Origin of the sequence: Fusibacter sp. A1, assembly GCF_004125825.1 — a bacterium.
GTDB lineage: Bacteria > Bacillota > Clostridia > Peptostreptococcales > Acidaminobacteraceae > QQWI01.
This window is the reverse complement of record NZ_QQWI01000006.1, coordinates 170858-197434: the sequence shown is the minus strand read 5'-3', so window position 1 is coordinate 197434 and position 26577 is coordinate 170858. Positions and strand designations below refer to the sequence as shown.

General features: G+C 45.0%; 19 protein-coding genes. 15 read left to right on the top strand and 4 right to left on the bottom strand.

Going from position 1 to position 26577, the window contains the following annotated elements; all coding sequences use genetic code 11:
- The first annotated feature begins 16 nt into the window (after positions 1-16).
- From DWB64_RS10265 to DWB64_RS10255, 3 genes are all read left to right on the top strand, one after another.
- On the top strand, positions 17-1381 hold the full coding sequence (locus DWB64_RS10265) for a stalk domain-containing protein (RefSeq protein ID WP_129488141.1): 1365 nt from the start codon (positions 17-19) through the stop codon (positions 1379-1381).
- A gap of 645 nt (positions 1382-2026) precedes the next feature.
- A complete protein-coding gene (locus DWB64_RS10260) occupies positions 2027-2779 on the top strand; it encodes a MerR family transcriptional regulator (protein ID WP_129488140.1) in 753 nt (250 codons plus the stop codon).
- A gap of 111 nt (positions 2780-2890) precedes the next feature.
- Positions 2891-4915, top strand: a complete 2025-nt coding sequence (locus DWB64_RS10255) for a methyl-accepting chemotaxis protein (RefSeq protein WP_129488139.1) — start codon at positions 2891-2893, stop codon at positions 4913-4915.
- 47 nt (positions 4916-4962) lie between these two features.
- Here the strand turns inward: DWB64_RS10255 and DWB64_RS10250 are convergent, their stop codons facing one another.
- From DWB64_RS10250 to DWB64_RS10235, 4 genes are read right to left on the bottom strand one after another with little or no spacing between them, the layout of a single operon-like run.
- Positions 4963-6426: a hypothetical protein gene (locus tag DWB64_RS10250; protein ID WP_129488138.1), complete on the bottom strand. Its 1464-nt coding sequence runs from the start codon at positions 6424-6426 to the stop codon at positions 4963-4965.
- Positions 6401-8785 carry an alpha-galactosidase gene (locus DWB64_RS10245; RefSeq protein ID WP_129488137.1) on the bottom strand — a complete coding sequence of 795 codons (2385 nt, stop codon included), beginning with the start codon at positions 8783-8785 and terminating at the stop codon, positions 6401-6403. Before DWB64_RS10245 ends, DWB64_RS10250 begins: the two co-directional genes overlap by 26 nt.
- Positions 8778-10133 carry a glycoside-pentoside-hexuronide (GPH):cation symporter gene (locus DWB64_RS10240; RefSeq protein WP_129488136.1) on the bottom strand — a complete coding sequence of 452 codons (1356 nt, stop codon included), beginning with the start codon at positions 10131-10133 and terminating at the stop codon, positions 8778-8780. The genes DWB64_RS10245 and DWB64_RS10240 overlap by 8 nt, the downstream gene beginning before the upstream one ends.
- Positions 10130-10705 (bottom strand): TetR/AcrR family transcriptional regulator, encoded by a 576-nt coding sequence (locus DWB64_RS10235; protein WP_129488135.1) that lies wholly within the window; start codon positions 10703-10705, stop codon positions 10130-10132. The genes DWB64_RS10240 and DWB64_RS10235 overlap by 4 nt, the downstream gene beginning before the upstream one ends.
- Before the next feature lie 221 nt (positions 10706-10926).
- Between DWB64_RS10235 and DWB64_RS10230 the strand changes: the two genes are divergently transcribed.
- The 12 genes from DWB64_RS10230 (at position 10927) to galE (ending at position 26576) form a co-directional block, all read left to right on the top strand.
- Positions 10927-12726: a sensor histidine kinase gene (locus DWB64_RS10230; protein WP_129488134.1), complete on the top strand. Its 1800-nt coding sequence runs from the start codon at positions 10927-10929 to the stop codon at positions 12724-12726.
- Positions 12719-13951 carry a response regulator gene (locus DWB64_RS10225; protein WP_129488133.1) on the top strand — a complete coding sequence of 411 codons (1233 nt, stop codon included), beginning with the start codon at positions 12719-12721 and terminating at the stop codon, positions 13949-13951. Before DWB64_RS10230 ends, DWB64_RS10225 begins: the two co-directional genes overlap by 8 nt.
- Positions 13952-14070: 119 nt before the next feature.
- Positions 14071-15408, top strand: coding sequence for an ABC transporter substrate-binding protein (locus DWB64_RS10220; RefSeq protein WP_129488132.1), 1338 nt, complete (start codon positions 14071-14073; stop codon positions 15406-15408).
- A gap of 91 nt (positions 15409-15499) precedes the next feature.
- Positions 15500-16387, top strand: a complete 888-nt coding sequence (locus DWB64_RS10215) for a carbohydrate ABC transporter permease (RefSeq protein ID WP_129488131.1) — start codon at positions 15500-15502, stop codon at positions 16385-16387.
- Positions 16387-17241 carry a carbohydrate ABC transporter permease gene (locus tag DWB64_RS10210; protein WP_129488130.1) on the top strand — a complete coding sequence of 285 codons (855 nt, stop codon included), beginning with the start codon at positions 16387-16389 and terminating at the stop codon, positions 17239-17241. Before DWB64_RS10215 ends, DWB64_RS10210 begins: the two co-directional genes overlap by 1 nt.
- 3 nt (positions 17242-17244) lie before the next feature.
- Positions 17245-19467, top strand: a complete 2223-nt coding sequence (locus DWB64_RS10205) for an alpha-galactosidase (protein ID WP_129488129.1) — start codon at positions 17245-17247, stop codon at positions 19465-19467.
- A gap of 75 nt (positions 19468-19542) precedes the next feature.
- The gene (locus DWB64_RS10200) at positions 19543-20550 is read left to right on the top strand and encodes a LacI family DNA-binding transcriptional regulator (RefSeq protein ID WP_129488128.1); all 1008 of its coding nucleotides are present in this window, start codon (positions 19543-19545) and stop codon (positions 20548-20550) included.
- Positions 20551-20726: 176 nt separating this feature from the next.
- Positions 20727-21743 carry a galactose/glucose ABC transporter substrate-binding protein MglB gene (gene mglB / locus DWB64_RS10195; protein WP_243118972.1) on the top strand — a complete coding sequence of 339 codons (1017 nt, stop codon included), beginning with the start codon at positions 20727-20729 and terminating at the stop codon, positions 21741-21743.
- 85 nt (positions 21744-21828) lie between these two features.
- Positions 21829-23328, top strand: coding sequence for a galactose/methyl galactoside ABC transporter ATP-binding protein MglA (gene mglA, locus DWB64_RS10190; protein ID WP_129488126.1), 1500 nt, complete (start codon positions 21829-21831; stop codon positions 23326-23328).
- Positions 23329-23345: 17 nt separating this feature from the next.
- Positions 23346-24401, top strand: coding sequence for a galactose/methyl galactoside ABC transporter permease MglC (mglC, locus tag DWB64_RS10185; RefSeq protein ID WP_171831362.1), 1056 nt, complete (start codon positions 23346-23348; stop codon positions 24399-24401).
- Positions 24402-24412: 11 nt separating this feature from the next.
- On the top strand, positions 24413-25585 hold the full coding sequence (locus DWB64_RS10180) for a galactokinase (protein ID WP_129488125.1): 1173 nt from the start codon (positions 24413-24415) through the stop codon (positions 25583-25585).
- A 1-nt stretch (position 25586) separates the two neighbouring features.
- Positions 25587-26576: a UDP-glucose 4-epimerase GalE gene (gene galE, locus DWB64_RS10175; RefSeq protein WP_129488124.1), complete on the top strand. Its 990-nt coding sequence runs from the start codon at positions 25587-25589 to the stop codon at positions 26574-26576.
- Position 26577: the final 1 nt, after the last annotated feature.

Genomic DNA, 26577 nt, shown 5'->3' with positions numbered 1-26577 from the left:
GAAAAGGAGGTAAAACATGAAAAAACAAGTCAGACTACTGATTGTTTTGGTGACTATAATGGCTCTTTTGGCATCGGTAGTTGTATTTGCCGTTCCTGGCAATGGTGGTGGTAAAGATGTACTCCATGGGTATGAGAAACAATTGAAAAACTTTACCATGATTGACGGAAATCGAATAAGGCTTAATAAGTCCGGTGTGGACTTTGACACACCACCTGTGATCAAAGAAGGTAGGACACTGATCCCTGTGAGGGCCATCATGGAAGCGATGGGGGCTATCGTGACATGGGACAAAAATGAGAAAATTGCAACCGTTGTAAGCTCTGATGGACTGATTGTGATCAAATTCTATCTGGATGAGGAAGACGACGGTTTGATTACAGTAACTGAAGATGGGGTTACAACAAGTGTTTCCCTTGATGTGAAGCATGGGCTCTACAACAACCGAACCTATGTGCCACTGCGGTTTTTAGCAGAAACACTTGGACTGAAAGTAGGTTATAACAACAGCAACGGTCAAATCAGCATCGATTCGGAACCTGTGCTTAGTCCAAAAAAAGTGACTTATGATCTAATGGAAGATGTGCCTGATACTGTGGATGTCGATTTGATTCTAAATGGATATGAGTTTATGGGTATCGAGGGTCTAACCAGTGGTGTCGAGTACACGACTAGCGGTGCGATTACCGTACATCTTGTAAAAGCCTATATCGAAACTTTAGAGGCGGAAGAAACCGAGTTCAATTTTGTATTTGAAAAGGATACCGTTGAGGTAACAAAAACCTTTGAACTGAAACTGAAGTACAATGACGAAGACTTTGACGAGCCGGTACTATCTCCTAAGAAAGTGGAATATGCGTCAAAAGGTGAAATTCCAGACACGGTAGATGTCAATATGACGCTAAATGGTTATGAGTTCTTAGGCATACAGGGCCTTGAATACGATACACACTATACGACTAGTGGAGCGATTGTGGTACACCTTGACAAAGCTTATGTAGAATCATTGACTCAAGAAGAGACAAGACTTAGATTCATGTTCCAAAAAGACGCGATTGCCCTGCAAAAGGAGTTCGAACTGAAATTGATGTACAACTATGAATCTGGAAAACCTGAACTGACACCCGAAGAGGCGGTGTACCTGGGATCAAATATCGTGATCGATGTGGATTACAATGGATTCAGCTTTTTGGGTATCAGTTATAAAGGAACACTTTTGACCGCTGATACCGACTACAGCGTCAGTGGTGACTGGATCACCTTAAAAACAGCTTATCTCGATTCTCTGGACGACGAGGAAGTAAAACTTCATTTCTTGTTCGAGAAGGACGGCGATTTCGTATCCGTGAAATTTGAAGTTGTGTTGGAAGAAGACGATTGATTGAAGTGCAATAAAAGAGCATGGTCCATTTTAGAGGACCATGCTTTTTTAGTGTGTGTGGATGAATCACTTGAATCATAAAGGTGATTCAGTATTTTTATAAACCAAAGACGATTCTTTCATAAGCCAGGTGATTGGCAGTCTCGTCTATGTAGAGTTGTCTTTTCTTATTGGCGTTAGCCTTTTGAAGTGTTGATTTTTTTACTCGTTTCATGATGTTTCTCCTTTCAGTAGCCGCTGGACCAAAGGATTTAAAGGTTAAAAAATCTTCTTGATTCAGCGAGTTTGACTTGAATGTTCTCATATTGCGCTAGTCTGTCGATGCTCTTGTTAGATTTTGTGAATGCGTTCAATAAGCTCATATTCAAAGCTCCTTTCGCTTTTGTAGTTTCCTGTGTTTCTTATCTTGATTTAATTATAGACCGTCGGGACTTCACAACTACAAGTAGGTTATTCCATGTTATTTAGATTAAAATAAGGTTAAGTGTGGGGACTGCTCGTTGGTACGCACTTATTGATAATGAATTTCATTAGAAACAGATTAAGCGTGGGGTTGACCCTATACTATTTGAAGTGCTGTAAATTAATCGTTGACCTATACGCTACGTCATGGTGTATGATAATCCTATCAGGGAGGAATTACAAATGTATACTGTAAAACAGATAGCGGACCTTGCGGGGATCAGTGCGCGGACCATCAGATATTATGATGAGATAGGACTTTTGAACCCAAGTGATGAAACAGCAAAGGGATATAGGTTGTATGATACAAACGCGGTGGATACCTTACAGCAAATTCTGTTTTTCCGTGAATTGGGAGTTGCACTTGAGGAAATCAAGGCGCTTATGGATTCGCCTGAGTACGATAAGTTTGAAGCACTTGTAGGTCACAGAAAAAGGATACACGAAAAGAAGGAAAGGCTGGATAAGATTTTGAATCTGCTGGATAAATCAATCGAGTATTACAATGGAGGAGTAGAAATGAACGATCAAGAGAAGTTTGAAGGAATGAAGAGGCGACTGATTGAAGAAAACGATAAGAAGTATGGAGAGGAAGTCAGCAGCAGATATGGTAAGGAAATCTATGAGGCGAGCCGTAAAAAAGTATCAGGAATGTCGAAAGAAGATTTTGACGGAGCCGCCTTATTGGAAAAAAGCTTTTTGGAACAAGTGATGAAGGCGTTTGAAGAAGGCGACCCTGCTTCGGAATCTTCAATGAAAGCGATGCAAACACACAAGGAGTGGCTGATGCATTATTGGGGGACTTACAGTAAGGAAGCCCATGCAGGATTAGGGACCACCTATGTTCAGGATGAAAGGTTCAAAGCCTATTATGACAAGTATCGGTCGGGACTTGCAGAATTTATCCATGAGGCACTGCAAGAATTCACAAAGTAAAGATTAGATATGACGAAAATGTTAAACTTAATTCGTCAGTTATGACAATTGAAGTAGCTTGTAATTATTCGCATACTAGAAGCAGATGAATAATTAGGGAGGGCTTCGGTCATGAGAAAACGTTTCTTTAAACCACGCTCACGTAAAGGATTTACGTTGAGTGTGGCTTTAAAACTGATGGTGCTGTTTTCAGTGCTGCTGATTGTGGGATTTGGCGTTACAGGAAATATGATTTTTAGTGAAACAAAGTCGGTTTTAGAAAAAAGGCTGATCACTGACAGTGAACAGATCGGTCATGAAATCATGGAAGGCATGAGTCTGTATCTAAAGATCTTTGAAGAAAAGTTGACGACGCTCAGTAAAGAAGAGTTTATACAAAACGTTGATTTGAGCGGTACGATGTCATTTAAGGTGGAAACGCTTCTAAAAGAGATAAGAACCAACTCAAGAGAAGTGTATGGAGTCTACTATAAAACGGAGAGCGGACTCGAAGTCGCGTCGCACCAGCAGGAGTATAACGATGAAGTGAATCCCTTTAACGACGTCAACTATGGTAACGTTACCGAGCAGTCGGACGTGGTATGGTCGGCACCCTTTTACGACCAGTCAAAGTCACACTGGAGAATTATCGCCAGCTACCCTGTCAAGCGCAACAATCAGCTGATCGGCGTACTGTCGATGGACGTGCTGCTTGACACGATGTTAGGGGATTTGTCTGATAAGAAGATCGGTCTGACAGGCTATGCCTATATGGTTTCAGATAAGAGTGTGATCATGTCTCACCCTCAAGTCGCAATCATCAATACGCCGATCACAAATCCGGAACTGAAAAAGGCCATGGAGTCGCAGATGCTCGCTGCGGTGCAGTATCTGTCATTTGGTCAGGAAAGATACGCGACGGTCGTTCCATCCAATCTGACGGACGCATGGTTGATTGTCGAAGTGGATTCGAGAGAACTGATTGAGGACTCGCAATCGATTCTAACAAAGCTGATCGTGATGTTTGTCGCGACATGGTTCCTGATGATGGTCTTTGTGCTGATCTATACGAGAATAGGCATCAACAAGCCTGTCAAGCTAGTTGTACATGCGCTCGAAGATATGCAAAACGGCGACCTTAGCAAAGAGACAATCGTGAAGACGAAGGATGAGTTTGCGCTAATCGCTGCAAGCATGAACCTATCGAAAAAGCGCATGAGTCAGACGCTGATGAAAATACATGAAGTGGCGGATTCCTTGTCACAAGCATCTTTTGATGTGGGTATCAAAACGGATTCGGCAATAGAAGCGGCAGGTGCCATACAGGTCTCACTTTCAGAGATAGCCGGTGGTGCCAAACGGCAGGTGGAAGATACGGTCAGCGGAGTAGAGCAGGTGGATTATCTCGCCAGCCAGTTTGAAGCGCTCAGCGCGGTTTCGGAAGAAATGCGTGCGACAGCCGAATCGGTGAATGACGCCAGTCAAAATGGACTTGAGGTCATCGATCGTCTTAAACTCAATACCAGTGAACAGCAAACCGCACAAGATGCCATTGGAACAGAAATAGCAAGGCTTAACACCAGAGCGGAGAACATCGGTGCTATCGTCGAAGTGATCAGCGGCATCGCAGTGCAGACGAATCTTCTGGCACTGAATGCTTCGATAGAGGCGGCAAGAGCCGGGGATGTAGGAAGAGGATTTGCCGTTGTCGCCGACGAAATCAGAAAGCTTGCGGAGCAATCGTCAAAAGCTGCCGGTGATGTTAAAAACCTGATTGAACAAATCCAAACCGACACCTATGCGACCGTCGACCGCGTAAAAGCAGTCAATAGGGTTTCAGACCAGCAGTCCGGACTTGTAGGTGACGCGGTGGCCTCTTATACGACCATCGCAGAATCTATCGAAGCGCTCCTTGAGGCCATCGAGCACCAAGTAGGACTAGTGGACATGCTTAATGATGACAAGTCAAAGCTTGTGGACGTCATAGGAAACATCGCAGCGGTATCCGAACAGACTGCAAGAGCCACAGAAGCTGTGACTGATGCAACAGACGATCAGCAATCTCAGTTTGAAGCCCTTACGGCATCGGCAGAAAGGCTACAGAATATGGCTAAGGAAATGGATGAAGCGATCAAGCAGTTTACCTTAAGCGAATAGTGCTAGAATGAAAGACGCCCCTTATCAAACTTGATAAGAGGCGTTTGTCATTTTTGCAGTTTTTTTGTCGTTGCAAGAGAAACTGCCTGATATGCTCCGTTGTAGGTTCCGATCAGATGTGCTTTTTTTATGTTGTTTACCATCATTTCAAGCATGTCCTCGTCCTTTAAAAGAAGGTCAAGCATCTGAAGGGTCAATGCTTCCGTTTCGCATTCGATGGTGCCGTCGCCGACTTCAGACGAGCGGACAGCGCCCCAGGCTTCATGACCTCCGACACGTTTGATCAGGAGTTTTGGTACCGGATAAAAGGACAGCTCGCTTGGTTTTGTAACCAAGAGGTCTGATGCCCTCATCAAGAGATTTGAAGCATAAACAGCTGCAAAAATATCCTCATGATAAAAGGCATGGACGCCCTTCACATCACCTGAGAGGGCTGCTTCTGCAAATGCGGTGGTCTTTTGCCAGTCGTCAAAATAAGGGAGGCTCATCTCCTTTAATACTGGTAGTGCCTGAAGAATGCTGTCCCATACGGATTTATGATCACCCACATTGACAAAGAGTGTCACCTCTTCATTTTGGACCAGTGGAATCAACTGCTTGACGATTGCGATGAAGATTTCCTGTTGAGCTCCTGCGCCGCCGACGGTGAGAAGAATTCTTTTTGCCTTGCCTGCTTGAATGCGCGCAAGTCTTTTGTCGCAGTCCTCGTTTAGGTCCTTCACCAATTCGTGATCGATATAATGGCCCACTTCGTATAAGGCGTCACTAGGTATGGGATTCAGCACTTGTTTCTTGTTCATGCCCTTCAGGGTCTTGTAGCCAAAATACGAGGAAGGCGTCTGAACCGTGTGGATGCTTCCTTCGGCTAAATGAAGCGCCATCGGCCAGTTGTCGGGTATCACATTGACAACGTTGTCCATGCCGGCATGCACCGCGGCTTGAGCCGGCCATACATGTGTTGCGATAAAGGGCATCTGCTTTGGCAGATTGCCAAATACCGGAGTCATCAGTTCCGCTGTTTTTTGGTCTGCCGCGTTGAAGGACAGTTTTTTGAATCCTTCTGAGTTTAAAGGTTCCCAGTACACTTTATTGAATAGCGGGTATTTTGTAGACCACCTTGAACCCATGGAGTAGAGGTTGTTCAGATGTGCGATCACTTTTCCACCTGTCGTTTGCTTGAATGCATGCAGATCAAACCAGTAAGGGGTGTATCCCATGGCATTTGCCGCAGATGCGATGGCCATGGAGATTCGATAATGGCCGAACCCCATTCGGATATTTCCGATAATGATTCCTTTGTCCTCATCGATAGGGTGTGCTGAATCGCTTCCTATGGATAGGTTATTAACTCCGATAAAGGGTTCTAAAACCTCGTTTGAGGTGACTGTCAGTGGATAGTCGACCATGGAATCATCACCAAATTTCTTTAGATGTCTTTTCTTTGATTTTACAGCCCGTCTATAGGTCTTCTCTTCAACCTTGTTGTCAAAGATCAGTTTTGAACGTTCCATTTGTGTTACCTCCGATAGCTCTGTCAAAGTAATAAAGCCTCGATGCGTAGTCCTCAAACAACCGGACGCTGGCATCAAACCCGACCCCTCCAAAACCTTGTTTAAGCTTGATGCCTGCAAACTCAGCCAAGCTGCCTGACACGTAGTGGTCTTCGTGTTCGCCGTCCAGCTGATAGACTTTCGACACAAGGTGCTGCACGACCGACCCGTTTTTAATATGGACCGGTGAGGCGGTGTTGATCAAGTCTCCAAAGAGTTTTACGTTATGTTTTGTCGGGATATTGTAAAAGTGGTAGGTCGTTTGAGGGTCCAATCCGCGTGCATAAAAAATCAGATCCATCTGATTCGCCATCGCCTCTTTTTGAAAGACCGCTCCTACCGCTTTTTTCTGGTCTTCATCAACGACCATCCAATTGTAGCCGCCAGGTAGTGTCGGATTTTCAATTCTGTAAAAATCACCGAACTGAAAAATCTTACGCCACTTTTTATAAGACGTGATCTGCTGCTTGAGTCGGTTCAACACCGAGCTACCTAGATCCGAAAGGTTGAGCTCATATCCTAAAAGACCGAAGCTCGCGACATGATATCTGGTTTCCAGCGGTACATGCCTTAGTGTTTGATGGTTAGGGCAATCAGAAACATGTGCACCGATTACCGATTGAGGATAACCGTAGCTGTACCCTTCTTGAATGGAAAGCCTACTGACGGCATCGGTGTTGTCGCTTGCCCAAATTTGTGGCATATAACAGAGCATACCAAGGTCAAACCGATTGCCGCCAGACGCGCAGCCCTCAAAAAGAATATCCGGAAATGCCTTTGTCAGGGCATCTAACACTCTGTATAGTCCAAGAACATAGCGGTGACTGAACTCGGACTGCCGATGAGCAGGCAGGTTTTGTGAATGACAGTCTGAAAATATCCTGTTCATATCCCACTTCACATAGGTGATCGCTCCGCTTGAAAACACTTTTGACATCGACTGGATCAGGTAGTCCTGGACATCCAAGCATGTCAGGTCCAGAAGGTATTGGTTTCTTCCTGTTGCATGCTCGAAACCGGGAATCTCTACAGCCCATTCTGGATGAGCCCTGTATAGGTCGCTGTCTTTGTTTACCATTTCAGGTTCGACCCAGATACCGAAATCCATTCCTAGCTCGGTGATTTTCTTTGATAAGCCTTCGATTCCACCTGGTAGCTTTTTATTATTGACGTTCCAATCTCCGAGTGAAGTGGTGTCATCATTTCTGTTACCGAACCAGCCGTCATCCAAAACAAAGAGTTCGATTCCGATCTGCTTGGCCTTTTTTGCAAGACGCATCAGTTTTGCCTCGTTAAAGTCAAAGTAATGGGCTTCCCAGCTGTTGATCAGCACAGGTCTTGTCTTATGTTGCCATACCCCTCTGACAATATGGTCTTTGATAAATTGGTGCATGTTTCTGCTCATGCCGCCAAACCCCTGGTCGGAAAAGGTCATGACACACTCGGGGGACTGGAAGCAATCGCCCGCTTCCAGCGTATGTCTCATTCCCATGGGGTTCATACCACTGACGACCCTCAGTTTACAGAAGGCGTCGACTTGCGCTGCGCTGTAATGGTTTCCGCTGTAGACAAGGTTCAGTCCATAACAGCTGCCGCCGGTCTCTGTGGCATTTTTCGCACTTATCATAAAAAACGGATTCGCGCGGTTGCTCGAAACCCCCGACCGACTACTGTTTACGAGCGTTCCGGCTTGTATCATCTGATGGTTGAGCTGCATTTCACGTACCCATGCGCCTGTAAAGGTAGTCATTTTGTATGCGCTGTGATCAAAATCAAGTTGCGTGCTCATGAGCCTATCAAGAAAAAGAGCGTCTGTTCCCGTATTGATGAGTTTTGCGCTCCTTGTGATTACGTCGGTCTGATAATAGACGTGATAGTAAAGTTCAAGCGTGCACTCGCTGTAGCGGTCCTTTAGCGTGATGACAAGGGTTGTAACCTCTTCATCGCTACCGTAAGAACTGGGGAGCCCTACGTAATCCTGTTTTGAGCATGTGATGGTGTGGCTATCGTACAAAAAGTCCGTTGTCGTGATGCCTGAGCTTGTCTGCAGTTCGATAAAGGGCTCTCGTATGTCGCCTTTGCCAAGTGATGACATCTCTAGCGCCATATTCTCAAGACCTATCGTAGGACAGTTCTTGCCATAGGCGATCGTGTTGCCTGGCAGGTAGGCGATTTTTTTTGAGAGCGGTCTGAAATCGTCTGAAATTATGATTTTCTTACCATAATGCAGATGCTCTAAGTGGCCTGAGGGCAGGCACCTGAATAGATAGCTGGTATTCTCGGTTTCGAGTAGAAACCGATCTTCGATGACTTTAATCATTGGCGACCCTCCTCAGGGTCAGTTCCGCACTCATCGCCTTCAATCGTTCTTCACTCAAATGATATTTTTTATCAAAGAACAGGATAGTCGCGATAAGCCCCGCCATCGGTACGATGATCATCAGGAACCTTAATCCCATCAGTGTCGAAGTCGTTTGGGTGACCGCGTTAATGTCAAGTTTGATCAAATCGAGGCCGACACCTGCGATAAAGACAGAGATAGCTGATCCAAGCTTCACGACAAATGTCTGAAGCGAAAAGATGACGCTCTCCGAGCGGTGCTTGTTCTTCCATTCGCCGTAATCCACCGTATCTGCAAGGAAGATGGTCGTCAGCACTGTGGCGACGCCGAATCCCATAAAGATGATGATTGCGGCGATGCTCAGAAATGCGATGTTTCTGATGTTCAGAATTCCAAAGAGCAGCAGGAGGCTATACCCGATAAGCGTTGTGACCACTGCGGCCACAAGTAGTTTTTTTGTACCGAGTCTCTTTCTGAAAAGGGGCACAAGCATCATGGCAATGATTTGCGCTAGTCCGCCTACTGTACCGAACACGCCAAAGAGTGCTGCGTTTCCGATATCGAATTTGAAGAAGTAGATCGCTAGCTGCTGTGTCAGATAAAGTGAGGTGTTGAACATGACGATCGCGACCACCACAACAAGAGCCTGGTCGTTTTTCATCAATGATCCTATCATTTCCCTGATCGAAGGTGCTTTGACTTTTAGTTTTACTTTTTCTTTGACATATGCCGCGGTGATCGAAATCGTCACGATGAAAAGCGCGGCGATGATTAGCGCAAGTTTAGCAAAGCCCTCGCGCTCGCTACCCGCACCCAGTAAAGGGACAAGTACCATGGTCAGAGCGACAGGTACGGCGAATCCGAGTCCCGCGCAGCTTCTTGCGATAACGGAGATGTTCTCTCTGTCTTTGCCGTGCTCGGTTATCGCCGGAATCATCGACCAGTAGGGAATATCCATAATCGTGTAGGTCATGCCCCAAAGCAAATAGGCGACAGAGGTATAGATCAAAAGCGAAGACCCCGAAAGCGACGCGGGAACCCTGAACATCGCGATTAAGATGATTGCGTTTAAAAGGGTACCTATGATGAGCCATGGTCTGAATTTTCCAATCGGTGTATGGGTCTTTTCAACGATGATGCCCATGATCGGATCGTTAAAGGCGTCAAAAACCCTTGCGGCCATGAATAAGACTCCGATAAATGTAGCGCTTATCCCGAGTACCGCATTGTAATAGTACATCAAAAATCCCGCAACTAAAGAATAGACCATGTCTTTTCCTATAGCTCCGATGCCATAGGCTGTTTTTTCTCTGCCCGTCAGTTTCATGCTACTTCCTCCTCAGTGGTTTGAATACCTGCCATCAGAATATCCATCATTTGCTGTAGTGCGAATTCATAACCTATTTCATCACTTTGAATGACCTTGCTGTCAAGAAAGTGTTCGATACTGGCTTCGATCATTACTTTAAGTACAGGTAGGCATACTTTTTTTATGCATCCTTCTTTCATGCCTAGTTCGAGAAGTTGAATGGTCGGATCCCATTCGCTTTCAATTCTACGACGTATTTCCTTATAGAGTTTTGGGTACTTCTCGTTGATGGAAGCAAACTGCTTGAAGTCGATCGTATGAAAGGGTTCGGGTTGAACGATGATGATCTGTCTGATTTTTTGAAGCGTAGTGAGTCCGGTATCTGCGAGTATGTCGGATTCCGCTTTTTTTATACTGGCAAAACCACTGTCTATCATTGCGTAAAGAAGTTCTTCTTTACCGCTGAAGATGGTATAGATGGTCTTTTTGCTGATGCCAATCGATTTGCTGATGTCTGCAAGTGTGAATTTGATACCTTTTTCATTAAATTCAGCGGTTGCCGCTTCTAATATTCGTTCTCTCAACTCCATTGATCTGCTCCTTTTGAATAGTCAAACTCCGAATGGAAACCCGAATTCAATTTCTGGTTTCCTGTGTTTTATTTAATCACTTTTGAAATTTTATGTCAAGCATAGTTAAGACGAATTGTCAGACAATTTGAAAATAGGCACTGGAAATAAAAAATAAATAGTGGTTTAATAGTCAAGTGAGAAATTTACATCATGAACCGTCGATAGATAAGGAGCCTACATTGACCTTTAAAAACCATAGAAGAATGAGTTTAAAAAAGAAATTGACCTATTTGTACCTTCCGCTTATGATCCTACCCATGATCGCCTTTGCCATGTTATCAGGGAAGCTTTACAGGGATTCCATTGTCAACAGAAGCCTTTTAAGCATGGTAGACAGCACATCCGTCATCTCAGAACGAGTGGATGACGTACTGGAACAGGCGGAAAATGCGGCTACCTACTTGACGATCAGCATCAACAACCTGGTGAACAACATTTCTGCAGATGGTGTTTTGTCTGAGGATGTCAAAATGTATAGTCTGTTATCCAACGAACTAGCCTATTCAAAGCTGATCTTCAAGGATGTCGAATCGATCGCCTTTATCGATACATCGAATCGGATCTATTATTCCGATATCGAACTGGTGAAGGACTATCCTTTACTTGGAAAGCAGACGCTGATCGACCATGTCGCTGATTCGGCTGGAACCAACCTGTGGTTTGACATGCAGCGGAGGTCTTGGATGACGCTGAGTGGAGAAGAGGCAGTGGTCACATTAGGGAAGAAAGTATGGAATATCAATACGGGAAAGACCATAGGCTATCTCTTTATCAACATCAGTGAGAAAACTCTCTCCTCAGGCTTTGAGCAGGAGCTCGTGGAATACATGCTTGTGGATGACTCGTATCAGATCGTATCCTCTGTGAAAAAGGAGAAGTTGTTCGACAAGGTGGCAGACAAGGATCTTTTAGTCTTTATGAATCTAAAGGGTGCCAGCCATAATCTGATAAAAGGGACTTCAAGCACGAGCATGTTCGCAAAAAATCAGCTGGACAAGCTTCCTTGGACCTTGGTCGCTGTGGGTGACTTAAAATCGTTCACAGCAGATATGACAAATCTGATCGTACTTACAGCGGTGATGCTGGCATCGATCATCCTGCTTGTAGTCATGCTGTCTTATTTTGTGAATCACTGGATCACACGACCGATCCTACTGTTAAAAAAGGGGGTCGAAGTCGTCTCGAGCGGAGATTTCACCCATAGGATCCAGGTGACAAGCAGTGATGAGCTGGGTCTCTTTGCTAAGAGCTTCAATACGATGAGCAGTAAGATCGAAGAGCTTCTCATCCGTATTTCACAGGAGGAAGAAAGAAAGCGGCATTACGAGCTTGCGCTTATTCAGGAACAGATCAAGCCCCATTTCTTGTATAACACGCTGGATATCATCATGAAACTGATTGAAATGAAGCAAAATAAGAAAGCAAAAAGGGCGACGATGACACTCGCCGACTTTTACAAGCAGTCCCTGTCAGGTGGTGCCGATCAGATACGACTTAGAGACGAACTACGCATTGTGGAAGACTACCTGACGATCCAAAATATCAGGTATGAGGATATGTTTTCCTACAACATAGATGTGGAAGAGGAGATGTTGGAGATGTTTGTTCCAAAACTAAGCCTTCAGCCCTTTGTAGAAAATGCAATCTATCATGGGTTGAAGTACAAGGACGGTCAGGGCGAGCTTGAAATCATATCGGGACACACCTCTGACGATTTTGTACTGATGATCAAAGACAACGGCATAGGAATCGAAAAGGACAGGCTGCGTGTGTTAAACAGAGTGCTTGAACAGTCGGAACCTGAAGATGACAATAAGCAGATGATTCACTTTGACGGTACAAAGCATTTTGGTATCATCAATGTCCGAGAACGGTTGCGGCTGCTTCTAGGTGAGACCTGTCATTTGAAAATTGAAAGCGAGACCGGCGTCGGTACGACGGTGGTCATTACAATAAAAAGGAGTGAGAAGGATGCTTAAGGTCATGATAGTGGATGACATGCCTGTATTTTTAGATTATTTGAAACAGACCATCGACTGGCCGTCTTATGGCTTTGAACTTGTCTGTGAAGCAAACAATGGTGCCGATGCCTTGAATCTGGCGATCAAACATAAGCCCGATATCGTCCTGTCTGACATCAACATGCCCTATATGAACGGCCTCGATTTTACTGAAGCGTTAAAGGAACAGCTCCCCTTGACATCGGTGGTGCTGATCACAGGCCATAGCGAGTTCGAGTATGCCAGAAAAGCCGTAAGGTTAGGGGTATCGGATTATATCGTCAAGCCGTTTGAAAAGGAAGAGCTGATCGTCACACTTTTGTCCTTGCAGCAATACCATGAACATGGTGCAAAGGGCGTACCTAAAAAAGATGATGTGTATATCAAGCGCGAGCATTATTTTAGAAGCCTGATCTACGGCAAGCATGTAAAAGAGAGTGACGACGCCCTGCTTCCTGTCGTTAGCCAGTGGGTGCATAAGAGTAAGAAGTTCAGGGTGGTGGCGATAGCCATCGAATCAGGCCTTGGCTCAGATGTGGATTTTGATAGGGAAATGTCGTGGAAACAATCTGTCGGTACCATTATCGAAGACCTGATCGACGAAGGGGACAGAAGATTCAGCTTTACCGACTACGATGGAAGGATGCTTGTCATGGCCTGTCTTAATGAGACTCCTGATGAAGAAGTGGATATCGATGATTTTAAACGGGTGGTGGATATCATCGAGACTCGACTGAACCTGAATGTCTCGATTGGTATAGGTGGAATACATTCAGGACTTGACGGCATCGTCACCTCTTATGAGGAATCGGTGAGCGCGCTTAACCATAAGTCAAAGGTCGGTAGGGGACACGGCGTCAATTACATCAATGATGAATATGTCAGCAGATCGAAAAAAATCGCGGATGATGTGAAAGGCTATATCCTCAGGGAATACCAGGATCCTTTTTTCAATATGTCGGATATGTCTAAGGAGCTGCTGGTCAATCAAACTTACCTAAGAAGCATGTTCAAATCGGAAACAGGAATGACGATTTCCGATTATGTGCTGAAACTGAGGATGGAAAAAGCGAAAGAGATGATAGCGTTGAAGGACAGTAAATTGAGTACGATCGCACAGCGTGTAGGCTATGTGGACGCAGGCTATTTCAGTAAATGCTTTAAGCGTTTTTACGGAAAATCACCAAGTGATTTCAGAAACTAATTTCGAAAAGTACCATTTCATTTTTGAATCGTCCATTCAGTTTAGTGATTTTTAAACCTATACTAGCGGTGTAGGAAAACGTTATTAAGTCAAACTCAACTTGTATAGGGGGAATCACAATGAAGCGTGTTTTAGCACTTGTAGTATCAATGATGCTGATAGTAGGCATGATGGCCGGTTGTTCGACAAAAGAAGAACCTTCGGCGCCTGCTGTGGCAGATAAAGAGGCAGAAACAGTAGCAGTAAAAGAAGAACCAAAAGCTGAGAATATCACACTTAGAATTTACGCGCAGTATTCCGATGATGATACGATCATCCCATTCGATTATGCGGTAGCAGAACTAGCGAAAGCTTATCCGAATGTGACGCTTGAACTTGATATCCAGGCTCAGGACGACGGTCAAAAGCTACAGACGTATGCTGCGACAGGAAACTTACCGGATATCTTTCAAGTAGGTCTTTCGCAAATCGAGACATTTAAGGAGTCAGGCAATATCATGATTCTTGATGATGCTGCCAAAAGCAGTGGCTATCTGGATAAGGCACATCCTAGCGCGAGCAATATCATCTATAACGAAGACGGCCATATTTATGCCTTTCCTTATGCGGGCAACGAACTAGTGATGTGGTACTACAATAAGGCGATTTTTGAAGAATACGGTGTGAAAGTTCCTGAAACCTATGAAGAACTTTTGACAGCGATTGAAGTGTTCAATGCGAACGATATCATTCCAATGTCGATCTTTGCAAAAGAAAAATGGATTACAACCGCACTTTACGACGTATTTGCTACAAGATTCGCTCCTGAGGGAATCGTAAGTCTTGACAAGGGAAAAAGCAGTGCATCCGATGAGGCATACACCATGGCGGCACAAACCCTTAAAGACTTGCTTGCTGTAGGATTCTTACCAGAAGGTGCTACCAATCTCAACTACGACCAGGCGGCCTCTCTATTCTACGAAGGAAAAGCTGCGATGTTCTTAAACGGACAATGGGAGATGGAAGCATCCACTGAAAAATTAGGCGAAAATGCCGACTGGATGTGGTATCCGGTTATGCCTGGCTATGAAGAGAACGCAAAAGCCTTATCAGGTGGTGGTGCACCAGGCGGATACGCGGTAAGCCCGCATTCTGAAAATAAGGAACTGGCTGCAGAAGTTGCCGCTTTCATTTCTGAGAAATATTGTGAAGCAAAATATACAAAACGTTCAAATCCGATTTTAGCGCTTAAGATCGACGAAAGCTTACAGCCTGAGAAACCTTTCCCGGCGATGATGGCAAAATTGTCAGAAGAGATGAGCACCATCACTTCAACTACAAAATTCGCGTGGGGACTTTCGAATCCTCAGTTTAAAGTAGCGATTGAAGACCAATCTCAATTCCTGCTAACTCCTGATTATACGGTGGCGGAATTTGTTGAAGAAATCGACAAGACAATCGAGCGAATGAATAAGTAATCGATGATGAAGCAATCTACTATTAGGTTGCTTCATTTTCTTTAAAGAGCCAATGCAAGTTGAAGGGTTGAGTATAGAAAAGAGGTTGAACGTGAAGAAGTATTTTGGCAACAGATGGGCGGTCGCATTATTCACCATGCCAGCGCTTATTTTATTCACCGTGATGGTTTTTTACCCCATCGTCCAGGTGTTCTACAGAAGTTTTTATGATTGGAACGGTCTTTCATCCGGGATCTTTATCGGATTTGACAATTTTATCAGATTGTTCGATGACAAGGTCTTTAAGATAGCGAATCTCAACGGATTTAAGTTCGCCCTAGTCATCACCATGTTTCAGCTTACCATGGCGACCGTGCTCGCACTTGCGGTTTCGACGATCAAGTTCAAGGGCAAGAACTTTTTCAGAATCGTCTATTTCATTCCTGTCGTACTATCGGTGACGGTGGTCTGTCAGTTGTGGCTGTCGATCTACAATGCGGATACCGGTCTACTCAACAGGTTTTTCGAAGCCGTCGGACTAGACTTCAGGCAAAACTGGCTTGTGGACAGGCACAACGCGATTTATGCGATAGCGATAGTCAACGCATGGCAGTGGATGGGATATCAGTTCGCGCTGATACTTGCAGGAATCAAGTCGATACCGACTTCCTACTATGAAGCAGCTCGCATCGACGGTGCAGGTGTTGTCAAAGCCCACCTTAAAATAACCATACCGCTTTTGGCGGAAACCTTTAAATTTTGTCTGGTGATTTCTGTTACTGGAGGAATCAAGGCCTTTACAGAAATGTTCATCATGTCAGGCGGAGGCCCGGGAAACTCGACCTATACGCTGACCTACATGATGTATTCATCCGCTTTTAGAAGCGGAGAATTCGGTTATGGCCTTGCTGCTGCGGCTGTGCTTGTACTCGAATGTCTGATGGCCATACTCGTGATCAATTGGATCTTTAAAACAGAAAAAGCAGTGGAGGGAGCATGATGAACAAACCTAAAATAAACCGTAGCCCGTTTTCCTTAAGCAAGGCGTTATTCCATCTATTTCTTTGGGGATACGCGTTTGTGTCGCTGTATCCTCTTATTTGGATGCTCTTTTACAGTTTTAAAAACAACGATGAGATCTTTGTCAGCAATCCATTCGGATTTCCAACGACCCTTCGGTTTGAAAATTATATCAAGGCATGGTCTCAGTACAATGTACCCCAGTACTTTCTAAACAGTGTGATCGTCGCTGTTGGAACGGTCGTCATCACGATAAGCTTTGCGCTGCTTTTTTCTTATGCGACCAGTCGGATGAGATGGAAGGGTAAGGAAGTGATCAGAATCTATGTGGCTCTTGGCATGTTCATCCCGGTTCAAGCCGTGCTGATACCCGTTGCAAGAACTGTGAACCAGCTTGGCTTTATGGGATCGCATTTAGCGCTCATCATACCGTATTCAGCATTTAATCTGTCTTTTGCAACCATGGTCTTCTACGCCTTTTTTGTAGGACTGCCGGTTGAACTCGAAGAAGCGGCCTGCATAGACGGAGCAACTATTTTTCAGACTTTCTTTCACATCATGGTGCCGACGGTCAAACCTGCCATCTGGACTCTTGTGATCTTCACCTTCCTCAATTCATGGAACGAGTTCATCTTGGCCAATGTCCTGGTCATCGATCAGAAGCTCAAGACCCTTCCGCTGGGAATCTTATTCTTCCAAGGGCAGTTTACAACCGATTGGGGTGCGATGGGAGCGACCATGGTCATAGCAAGTCTGCCGACGATTCTTTTATACATCTTCTTCAGCAATCAGGTGGAAAAAGCACTTACAGTCGGTGGTGCCGTAAAGGGGTAGTGGATGATAACATTTGATGAAAAAACGAAGATCTTTCACTTAAAAAACAGTGAAATCAGCTATGTGATGGGTGTCTTAAGAACCGGTCATCTCGCACATTATCACTTTGGAGAACGTCTTGAAGGCGAACTGATAGAAGCCTATTTCAGAACCGACCAGAACAAAGGCCTTACCGCCTATGTCGAGGAAGGAAGGTTTGACGTATCGCTTGGACTCGAAAGGCTCGAATATCCTAGTTTTGGAACTGGAGATTTTAGAGAACCTGCAGTGGATGTCCTTAGAACTTGTGGCAGCCGACTTACAGACTTTAAGTACGAGTCGTATCAAGTGAGCAGGGGGAAGCCTGCGATCGAAGGGCTTCCACATAGCTGGTGCGAAAATGAGGACGAGGTTGAAACACTGATCATCAAGCTCATTGACAATCATGCTCGACTTGAGGTCTACCTCAGCTATAGCCTTTTCGAAAATTTAGGGATCATCGCCCGAAGCGCAAAAATTGTGAATGTAGGTGATAGTCCAGTGGTACTGGATCGTTTGATGAGCATGTCGATCGATCTTGTGGATAGCAAGTATCACATGTGCCATCTTGCAGGAGACTGGATCAGCGAAAGGCAACTCTATGAAACAAAGTTAAGGCCAGGCAACCAGTCCATTGGGAGCAAAAGAGGCGCTTCAAGCGCCCAACACAATCCCTTTATGATGCTTAAGCGCAGCGATACCTCAGAATCAAGTGGAGAAGTGTTTGGAATATCGCTTATCTACAGCGGGAACTTTTTGATGGCCGCCGAAGTGGATTCGCAGCATCAGACGAGACTGAGCGCAGGAATTCACCCGGATGGTTTTTCTTGGAGCCTGGTTCCGGGTGACTCCTTCACTTCTCCTGAGGCCTTGCTATGCCATACGTGTAAAGGCGTAGGGCACATGAGTAGGACTTTTCACCGATTCTTTAGGGAATACCTCATACCAAAAAAATGGAGAGCCTCGGTAAGGCCGGTTCTCGTCAACAACTGGGAAGCGACCTACTTTGATTTTGATGAAAAAAAACTACTGAAGCTTGCAGAAAAATCAAAGGCTTTGGGCGTTGACCTGTTTGTGCTCGACGACGGATGGTTTGGTAAGCGAAACGACGACACCACAGGACTTGGCGACTGGTATGTCAATAAGGCCAAGTTGCCGGATGGCATCAAGGGCATCTCTGAAAAAATCCGTGCGCTCGGAATGGATTTTGGTCTTTGGATTGAGCCAGAAATGATCAATATGGGAACCAGACTTTTTGATGACCATCCCGAATGGGTCTTAGGAGAACCAGGACGATCAAGGGCACAAGCAAGAAATCAATATGTACTGGATTACAGCAATCCTCAAGTGGTGGACCATATTTTCAGCGTCCTGAGTCAAATCTTGGATGGATCTCTTATCAGCTATATCAAATGGGATATGAATAGAAACATAACAGACGCCTTTAGCAGTTACTTGAGCGGAAGCCATCAAGGTGAGCTCATGCACCGATATATCTTAGGCGTTTATGAGCTCTATGGAAGAATTCGCAGCAGGTATCCCGATGTTATGATAGAATCCTGCGCCGCAGGTGGGGGCAGGTTCGATCCGGGCATGCTCTTTTATGCTCCACAGGCGTGGACTAGCGACAATACCGATGCGTTGGAGAGAATGAACATACAATATGCGACAAGTCTCGTGTACCCGCTTTCGATGATGGGGTCGCATGTTTCAGAGGTACCAAACCATCAGGTGATGAGAAGCACACCGCTTAAGACAAGAGCGGATGTGGCATACTTCGGCACTTTCGGTTATGAGCTTGACTTTAACAAGATGGACGAAGGACAGTGCGCTCAGGTGGTGGATCAGATAAACTTTTTTAAAACCTACAGGACACTCATTCACTTGGGTGATTTTTACCGTCTGATCAGTCCTTTTGAAGGTGATAAGAACGAAACTGCATGGATGGTCGTATCTGAAGGTAAGGAAAGCGCGATCGTGGCATGGTATCAAAAACTTGCGCGGTCCAATGCTTGTGTGATGTACATGAAACTTGAAGGGTTGGATGAGCATGCGGTTTACAAGGTGAACGACGAGATGCCGGTTCACGGCAGTATCCTGATGAATATCGGAATAAAATTGATTCCAAGTTTTAACGGTATCACTAAGACAGAGGATTCCACGGGTGATTATCAGTCGAGAATTTGGACTCTAAAAAAAATCACATAAGACTCATTTGCCTTTTAGTAAAATAATTGGTAAACTATTTAAGTAAATATTTACTGATTGCGGAGGTGGATAGTGATGGCAACAATCAAAGACATAGCAAAAATAGCGAAAGTATCGCCAGCGACCGTTTCGAGAGTACTGAACTATGATAAGACTCTATCTGTGAGTGACGATAAAAGACAGCTGATTCTTGAAATCGCTGAGGAACTGGATTATGTGACACCTAGACGAAGGGTGGATAAGATAAAAGCGCCTAAAATGAAAATCGGACTGATACACTGGTACACCATCCAACAGGAGCTGGACGACCCTTATTACATGTCGATCAGGATGGGCATCGAAAAGGAGTGTTATGACAACAATATCGATATCGTGAAGGTTTATGACCCTTCGCATTATGATTTTGATACGATGGATGAAGTAGAGGGCCTCATCGCGATAGGTAAGTTCTCAACAAGGGATATCGAGCGGTTTAAAGCGGTATCGCCAAGAATCGTGTTCGTGGATTCATCCCCTATGGAAAGCCAATTCGACAGCATTGTCATCGATTTCGAACAGGCTGTCGTAGGAGTGATCAATCACTTTATCGAGCAAGGGCATCAGCATATCGGATACATCGGTGGACGTGAATACGTAGGCGAGGAAAAACTCGCCCTAGGTGAGCGCAGAGAGATCGTTTTTAGAGACTATCTCTTAAAATGCGGCATGCTTGAATCGGAACAGATCTATATAGGAACCTTTGTTGCAAGCAGCGGTTACGAGTTGATGAAAAAGGCGATAGAACAGTCGATAAAACTACCCACCGCTTTTCTTATCGCCAGCGACTCCATGGCGATCGGGGCCCTTCGGGCACTTCATGAAAGTAAGATAAACGTTCCAGAAGAGATATCGATTATCGGATTCAACGACATACCGACTTCAAAATATACCGTTCCTCCGCTAGCTTCTGTGAGGGTGCATAAGGAGTTCATGGGTGAAACCGCTGTACATCTGTTGATGGAACGGATTGTGAATAACAGGACCATCGCAAAAAAGGTGATTATCCCTACAGAACTCATACTCCGGGAAAGTGCAAAAAAATAACTTAGTAAATAAAAGAGTAAATTTTAAGTAAACTTCTTGACTTAGTCTGAATAATTTACTAAAATGAAATTACGAAAACGACACATTTAGATTTTTAGGACTTGTAGTTCATGCAAGTCCTCAAGTCGATACTTAAGACAAACGTTTTCAAGACGATATTTCAGGAGGAGTTATTCGTGAAAAAGGTTATTGCAGTAGCGTTAATGGTAGTAATGGTATTGTCTCTTGTCGGTTGTGCTGGAAGTGCAGATGATGGAATGCCAAAAATCGGTGTTACAATCTATAAGTTCGATGACAACTTCATGTCGTTCGTAAGAAGAGCGATCGAAACTGAAGCAACTGACAAAGCAGAGCTTATTCTTAACGATTCACAAAACAGCCAGGCGACACAAAACGACCAAGTGGATATCATGATATCCAAAGGCGTAAAAGCTTTAGCAATCAACTTAGTTGATCCTCAAGCGGCTCCAACAATCATTGAAAAGGCAAAAGCTGAAAATTTACCGGTTGTCTTCTTCAACAAAGAACCTAACCAGACAGACCTGATGAGTTATGATAAAGCCTGGTATGTAGGTACAAACTCGGCAGAAGCCGGAGTTATCCAAGGTAAGATGATGGCAGAAATGTGGAAAGCCAATCCTGAATGGGATAGAAACGGCGACGGTATCATGCAGTATGTACTGTTAAAAGGCGAACCGGGACACCCTGATGCTGAAGCGAGAACTACCTTTGCAATTTCAACAACTGAAGAAAACGGTGTTGCGGTTGAAGAGTTGGAACTACAAACTGGCATGTGGGATTCAGTTAAAGGTAAAGAACTGATGGACGCTTGGCTTGCTAAGCACGGCGACGCTATCGAGTTCGTAGTGGCAAACAATGACGGTATGGCACTTGGTGCTATCCAGTCACTTAAGTCAAACGGATATTTCGACGGTGGAGTATACATGCCTGTAGTTGGTGTTGATGCGATTCCAGATGCTCTACAACAGATTAAAGACGGCTATATGGCTGGAACAGTTTTGAACGACGCTAAAAACCAAGGTAAAGCTTCATTTGATCTTGCTATGAACGTGGCAATGGGTAATGACCCTCTTGAAGGTACTGCTTGGACGATGACAGATAAAGCGGTTCGAGTTCCTTATGTCGCTGTTAGCATAGACAATATTGAATTTGGTGAAAACGCATACAAATAAGATAGTTGGCGATAATTCAGCCCTTTTTCGAGATGCCAAACGGCATCTCGAAATTTTTGTAAAGGTATTTGAGAGGAGGCGCGCTATGGATCAAACGTTCATTCTTGAAATGAAGAACATACACAAGGCATTCCCTGGGGTTAAAGCGCTTGATGGTGTACAGCTTAATGTAAAAAAGGGTACTGTCCACGCATTGATGGGTGAAAACGGTGCCGGTAAATCTACACTGATGAAATGCTTGTTCGGTATCTATAAAAAAGATCAAGGACAAATACTGCTTGAAGGTAAGGAAGTTAACTTTGAAAATTCTAGACATGCGCTTGATAATGGAGTTTCGATGGTTCACCAAGAACTGAATCAAGTACAAACCACAAGAATCATGGATAATATTTGGCTTGGTAGATTCCCTATGAAGGGTCTGTTTATTGATGAAGATAAAATGTATAAGGACACGCTGGAGATATTCAAGAACCTTGATATCGATTTAGACCCTAAAGAAAAAGTAGGGGATATGCAGGTATCTGAAAAACAGATGGTAGAAATCGCGAAAGCGGTATCATACGATTCAAAAATCCTTGTCATGGATGAGCCGACGTCGTCGCTTACTGAAAAGGAAGTAAACCACCTTTTTAAGATCATCAGAGCGCTTAGAGACCGCGGCGTCGGTATCATCTACATTTCGCACAAGATGGAAGAGCTTGAGCAGATTGCAGACGAGGTGACCATATTTAGAGATGGCACATGGGTGGCGACCAAGGATATCAAGGATATCAGCACCGATGAAATCATCAACCTGATGGTCGGTCGTGACCTGACGCATCGATTTCCACCGAAGACCAATCTTCCAAAGGATGTCATGATGCAGGTAGAGAACATCACTGCAAAGTTCCAGCCTTCTGTCAAGGATATCTCTTTTGATTTAAGACACGGCGAGATACTAGGAATAGCAGGACTTGTAGGATCTAAAAGGACCGACGTGCTCGAGTGCCTCTTTGGCTCCAGAACTGTGGAATCGGGTAAGATAAAGCTACATGGACATGTCGTCAACAATTCAAATCCAAGAAGATCCATAAGAAACGGCTTCGCCCTCATTACGGAAGAACGACGAGAAACCGGCATTTTCGCAGAACTTGACATCAAGTTCAACGCGACACTTGCCAATATCGACCAATACAATAAGAAAACTCTGCTGTTAAACAATAGGCACATGATCAAAGATACAGACTGGGTAGTCGACAGCATGAGCGTCAAGACGCCGACCATAAGCACTAAGATCCAGTCCTTATCGGGCGGTAACCAGCAAAAGGTGATTGTCGGCAGATGGCTTCTTACTGAACCTGAGATTTTGCTGATGGATGAACCTACACGAGGAATCGATGTAGGTGCCAAATACGAAATATACCAGCTTATGATCGATCTTGCCGACAACGGAAAAGGTGTGATCATGGTTTCATCAGAAATGCCCGAACTGATCGGAATTACAGATAGGATTCTAGTGATGAGTGACGGACGAGTGGCAGGTATCGTGAACACAGCAGAAACAACGCAAGAAGAAATCATGCGCCTAGCCGCTAAATTCTTATAATTTTTGGAGGAGAACCCATGTCTAACATAAAAGTAAAAGAGAAACCGGTCGCAAAATTGAAAAACATGACCCGTGAGGAAATGTGGAAATTTGTCGTAGATAATGCGATATTCTTTATTCTACTTGGTCTTCTTTTGATCATTATCGCACTTGAACCAAGTTTTGTATCGATGAAAAACTTAAGCAACATACTGAGCCAGTCGTCGACGAGAATCATCTTCGCACTGGGTGTCGGTACCATCATTGTCACAAAGGGCACGGACCTGTCGCTTGGACGACAAGTGGGTCTTGCGGCTGTCATTTCAGCATCGCTACTTCAGAGTGCGGATTACGCTTATAAGATGTATCCGGATTTACCTGCGCTACCTATCTTCCTGCCAATCATCCTTGTGATGCTTGTAACAGCGACCATCAGCTTAGTAAACGGTTTTGTTGTCGCAAAGTTCAAGGTCGATCCCTTTATCGCGACACTTGGCATGATGATCATCGTCTATGGACTGACTTCAATCTACTTCGACAGACCTCCATTTGGCGCACAACCTATCGGTGGACTGGATAAAGGATTTATGAAGTTCGCTCAGGGATCTATCGACTTCGGTCCGCTGAGCATTCCTTATCTCGTGATTTACGCTTCGATCGCGGTGGCGATCATGTGGGTCTTGTGGAACAAGACGAAATTCGGCAAGAACATCTTCGCAATCGGCGGAAATCAGGAAGCAGCGATCGTTTCGGGTGTCAATGTGTTCAAATACATCCTGATCACCTACACACTTGCAGGTCTTCTATATGGCCTTGGCGGCTCGCTCGAAGCGGCACGTATAGGGTCTGCGACCAACAACACAGGTAACATGTATGAACTTGACGCTATCGCCGCGTGTATCGTAGGTGGACTCTCGTTCTCGGGTGGTATCGGTTCGATTTCGGGTATCGTGGCTGGTGTGCTGATCTTCCAGGTTATCGCATACGGCTTGTCCTTTATCGGAGTCAATCCTTATATCCAGTTCATCATCAAAGGGCTTATCATAATCACTGCAGTCGCAATTGATAACCGCAAACATATCAAAAAGAAATAAGGTGAGACAAATTGATTAAAAAACTTATCGATGTGTATAAGAAAACATATGAAACATCTGAGAATCCAAGAATCTTTTTTTCGCCGGGAAGAGTCAATCTGATCGGTGAATATACGGACATCAGCGGTGGGCACGTCTTGCCGTGCGCTCTTAAGATAGGAACCTATGTCGCAGCGCAAAAAAGAGACGATCAGCTGATCAATCTCTATTCGATCAATATCGACGAGCGTGGAGTGGAGTCGGTGACACTTTCAGACTCCTATGATCTAAGCGGATCATGGACGGACTATCCGAAGGGAGTTTTGCAGATTTTCGCTGATGAAGGGCATATGCCTTCTTCGGGTCTGAACTTATGTTTTTACGGAAATATTCCCAACAGCTCCGGACTTTCATCGAGCGCTTCACTTGAACTTGCCATGAGTGTCGTGCTCAACAGCTTGTTCGAGTTTGGTCTTTCACCTGTTGAAATGGTCAAATACTCCCAACGGGCAGAGAATAATTTTGTGGGTGTGCAGTGCGGTATCATGGACCAGTTTATCATCGGCATGGGCAGAGAAAATCATGCCATCCTACTTGACACTTCCACCTTGGATTTTCAGTATGCTCCTGTAGAACTGGGCGACTACGCGCTTGTAGTAACCAACTCCAACAAAAAGCGCGGACTCGCCGATTCGAAGTATAACGAGCGGGTAGCACAGTGCAAGTCCGCACTCGAAGCGGTGAACACAATCAGAGTTACCGAAAGCCTGGGTTCGCTCTCAGCTGACGAGTTCGAACGTGTCGCACATGCGATTGTAGATCGTGTCGAGCTGAAGCGGGCAAGACATGCCGTATACGAGAACCAAAGAACCTTGAAGGCGGCGAAAGCGCTCGAGGAAGGGCGACTAGTCGATTTTGGACTTTTGATGAACGAGTCGCATAGGTCCTTAAAGGAAGATTTTGAAGTGACAGGACATGAGCTGGATACGCTGGTGGAGTTATCTCAAGCCTTTGACGGTGTCATCGGTTCAAGGATGACCGGAGCAGGATTCGGTGGGTGTACCGTCACCTTGATAAAAAAAGACAAGATTAAGCAGTTTATTGATGAAATCGGTACCGCGTATGAAAGTGCGGTTGGATACAAGGCGGATTTTTACCCTGTGGCAATTGGTGACGGGGCAAAAGAGATCTGTATAGGGGAATAAAATGAGAATTCTAGTGACTGGCGGTGCGGGGTATATAGGCTCGCACGCCGTACGTAAGCTGATCGACGAAGGGCATGGTGTCGTCGTTGTCGACAATCTAAGTACGGGCTATCGATCGGCGATACATGAAGATGCGATATTCTACCAGGGTGATCTGCAGGATGCTAATTTCTTGAACCAGGTTTTCGATAAAGAGCAACTTGACGGTGTGCTGCACTTTGCTGCAAAATCCCTTGTCGGAGAAAGCATGCTTGAGCCACTCATGTACTTTGACAATAACGTCTATGGAACCCAAGTGCTGCTTGAAACCATGTGTAGGCATGATGTTAAAAGGATTGTGTTCTCATCTACAGCAGCGGTGTATGGCGAACCGGACTATGTTCCGATCGACGAGAATCACCCCACCAGACCCATTAGTCCTTACGGCGCATCCAAACTTACGATGGAGAACATGATGAGCTGGACTGCGCTTGCGCACGGTCTTAAGTATGTTTCGCTCAGGTACTTCAACGTTGCGGGCGCCCATGGCAGCGGCGAGATCGGCGAAGCGCATCAGCCCGAAACGCATCTGATACCGATCGTTCTTCAAGTTCCCCTTGGAAAAAGGGAACAGATGAGCATTTTCGGAGAGGATTACGACACGGCGGACGGAACCTGCGTACGCGACTACATCCACATCGACGACCTGATAAGAGCCCATATCCTAGCGCTCGAAAAGCTGAGGGAAGGCATGGACAGTGAGATCATCAACTTAGGTAGCGGTAACGGATTTTCCAACAGACAGATCGTAGAGGCGGCTAGAAAGGTCACTACGCACGCAATACCTGTAAAGATGGATAGCAGAAGAGCTGGCGACCCAGCCACACTGATCGCATCCAATCAAAAGGCAAAAGAAGTCTTGGGATGGACACCGCTCAAGGATGACATTGAACTGATCATCAAAAGCGCATGGAACTTCCATCAAAAGAACCCGAACGGTTTTGAGGTGTAAT